Annotated in this window: 4 protein-coding genes; 1 reads left to right on the top strand and 3 read right to left on the bottom strand. The window is 31.2% G+C overall.

Going from position 1 to position 2,425, the window contains the following annotated elements; genetic code table 11:
- Nucleotides 1-334: 334 nt before the first annotated feature.
- Nucleotides 335-895, top strand: coding sequence for an AAA family ATPase (locus AACU98_RS16435; protein WP_004247920.1), 561 nt, complete (start codon nucleotides 335-337; stop codon nucleotides 893-895).
- Nucleotides 896-957: 62 nt separating this feature from the next.
- Here the strand turns inward: AACU98_RS16435 and AACU98_RS16430 are convergent, their stop codons facing one another.
- The 3 genes from AACU98_RS16430 to AACU98_RS16420 form a co-directional block, all read right to left on the bottom strand.
- Nucleotides 958-1,200, bottom strand: a complete 243-nt coding sequence (locus AACU98_RS16430) for a hypothetical protein (RefSeq protein WP_004251481.1) — start codon at nucleotides 1,198-1,200, stop codon at nucleotides 958-960.
- Between the two features lie 27 nt (nucleotides 1,201-1,227).
- A complete protein-coding gene (locus AACU98_RS16425) occupies nucleotides 1,228-1,641 on the bottom strand; it encodes a hypothetical protein (protein WP_004242537.1) in 414 nt (137 codons plus the stop codon).
- 368 nt (nucleotides 1,642-2,009) lie between these two features.
- Nucleotides 2,010-2,291: a DUF5339 domain-containing protein gene (locus tag AACU98_RS16420; protein ID WP_004242536.1), complete on the bottom strand. Its 282-nt coding sequence runs from the start codon at nucleotides 2,289-2,291 to the stop codon at nucleotides 2,010-2,012.
- Nucleotides 2,292-2,425: the final 134 nt, after the last annotated feature.

Genomic DNA, 2,425 nt, shown 5'->3' with positions numbered 1-2,425 from the left:
ATATAATAAAAGTAATCTATTTAGCTTGCAATGACCAGATAGTGCTTCTATTTGGATTTATGTGCTTAAATCTGCATAAATGCGTATCAGTTATTAAAATAGCAATACAAAGTAACCTGATAAGTTATAAAAGAGGTCGATAGATATTGATTGATCTTTGATGCGGCTTTATTTTGATATTTTCTCTTTTCGATTATAATTGTAATATCTTGTCCTCCTTTACTTGTTCTCTTTCTTTGCTAGCACTGCTTATTTTTCGCCTTTCTCCCTCTAAAAATTTCTGCATTCAGCCCTCAATCATTTAAAGTCAAAATATATTATTTAAGGAATTACTATGTCCCAAAAACCTTGCCGTATTATTTTAACCGGAGGTCCCGGCTCTGGTAAAAGCACTATTATCAATAAGTTAAGAAGAAATGGCTACTCTTGCTCAATAGAAGCAGGTAGAGCCATTATTCAAGATCAAAGTCATATTGGTGGTTCAGCCCTTCCTTGGATTGATCCGATCGCTTTTGCTGAGTTAATGTTAAGCTGGGAGCTACGATCATGGCATGATGCATCCAATATAGATGATAACAGCAAACCTTATTTTTATGACCGAGGCATACCGGATATAGCAGGTTATTTACACTTTTGTGAGCGCCCTATTCCCCAACATCTTGAAAACGCAATAAGGCTATATAGATATTCTACAACCGTGTTTATAGCTCCACCATGGAAAGAAATTTACTTACAAGATAAAGAGCGCCAACAGACATTTGATGAAGCCGTAGCAACTTATCAAGCGATGCTGGCGATATATAGACAGTATAATTATACCTTAATTGAATTACCCAAAGCCGATGTTAACCAAAGAGTAAAATTTATTATAAACAACATAACATCGCTATCTTAGCTTAGCGCTTATATTGACTATACCATCAAGGACAAAAAATAGACTCTCCTTGATGGTATTATTTAATATGAGGCAATAATTTTTAAATCTGGTTTTTCTCCTCGCATAATAGCTCTTTGCTGTTCATGCACCGCTTCATTAATTGCCTTTTGTTCTTCAACTGTTCGCGTATTCTTTCCACAAACTAATGTTGAACAAACCGGATATCCTATATTATGCGTTCTAGAAGTGCCAATTCCGACACTCATTTGCTCGGTACAGCCAATTAAAAACATAAATGGTATTAACAAAAAAATTGGGCGCATAGTCTTCCTAAAACATAAAGGTTAAATTTAATATGCATCAAAAACATATTTTGGTCTGTAGCTCCACTTAACTTCAACTTCTTGTTTATCTTTATTCCATACAGGTATCGCTTCTGGCAGAATAATCATTGACTGGTCATTCTTTCTTATACGTTGTTCCTTTTTATAGGAATATTCGCTATTAGTAGATGTGGTTGGCTCTTCAAATCCAAATTTAAATAATTGATTGAATTTCTGTTTTTCCTCCTTGGCTTGCATTTCAAAACGAGATTGTTTTGATAACATAAATGTGGGATAACGACTTTCATCGTGGTGATATTGAACAGTAGGAGTCGCTATCTCTGTTGCCACCTTTTCTATAGAGCCAGATGTATTCCTCTCTTTATCAACACAACCAACAACTACAAATAGAGCTAAAATTAGAATAAAAGACCAATTCATATCTTAAATAGGAGCAATAAATAGATGTAAATAATTATTCCATAAAATTTATAGACGACAAAATGAATTACAATTATTTCATATAAAAAGCATTCTTTATTCAAGTAACAAGAATATATAAAATAATAATATAAATAGATGGGTTATGGCGGGATAATTATCTTGATTAGAGATTGTAATATTAAGTAAAAAAGAAATATTTCCACAAAAAAACAAGAAAGAAATAGTTTATATTAAAATAATATTAAGATGACCATATAATAACACTGGTTATTATATGGTCATTGTTACATTGGAAAATTTTAAATTTGAAATAAAAATAAAGCCTTATTATTCTCTAAACATAAGACTTTAATTAAATCTATTTTTTATTGACCAGCAGACATTTTTTTCATTTGCTCTAAAGAATCTAAAGCTTGTTTACAGGTGCTTTCTTGAACATCTTTAGGTAATGCAGCAAATTGTTCTTTTGATTGAGCATATTGTGCTTTCATTGTTTCTGCTTGTGCTTTAGTTGCATCATTTTGTTCCATTAATGCGACATAGGCATCAGTTTCTTTAAAATAATCTTCGCAAGATTTTGTTAATTCAGCCGAAACAGCAACAGAAGATAATGATAATAAACCTAGTGCTAAAATAATATTTTTCATAAATATCCTATATTTTGTAATTAATAAAAAAAATGATACCTGCGTCTTGAATTTTTATTATCGCAAAGAAAATTAAAATTAGGATAAGGATAATCTTAATTGCCATTATATTTCTGTATGAATATCAGATAAAA

It is taken from the genome of Proteus sp. G4380 (assembly GCF_963885725.1).
Classification (GTDB): Bacteria; Pseudomonadota; Gammaproteobacteria; order Enterobacterales; family Enterobacteriaceae; genus Proteus; species Proteus mirabilis.
The sequence above is the reverse complement of the archived record's forward strand: the minus strand, read 5'-3'. Positions and strand labels throughout refer to the sequence as shown.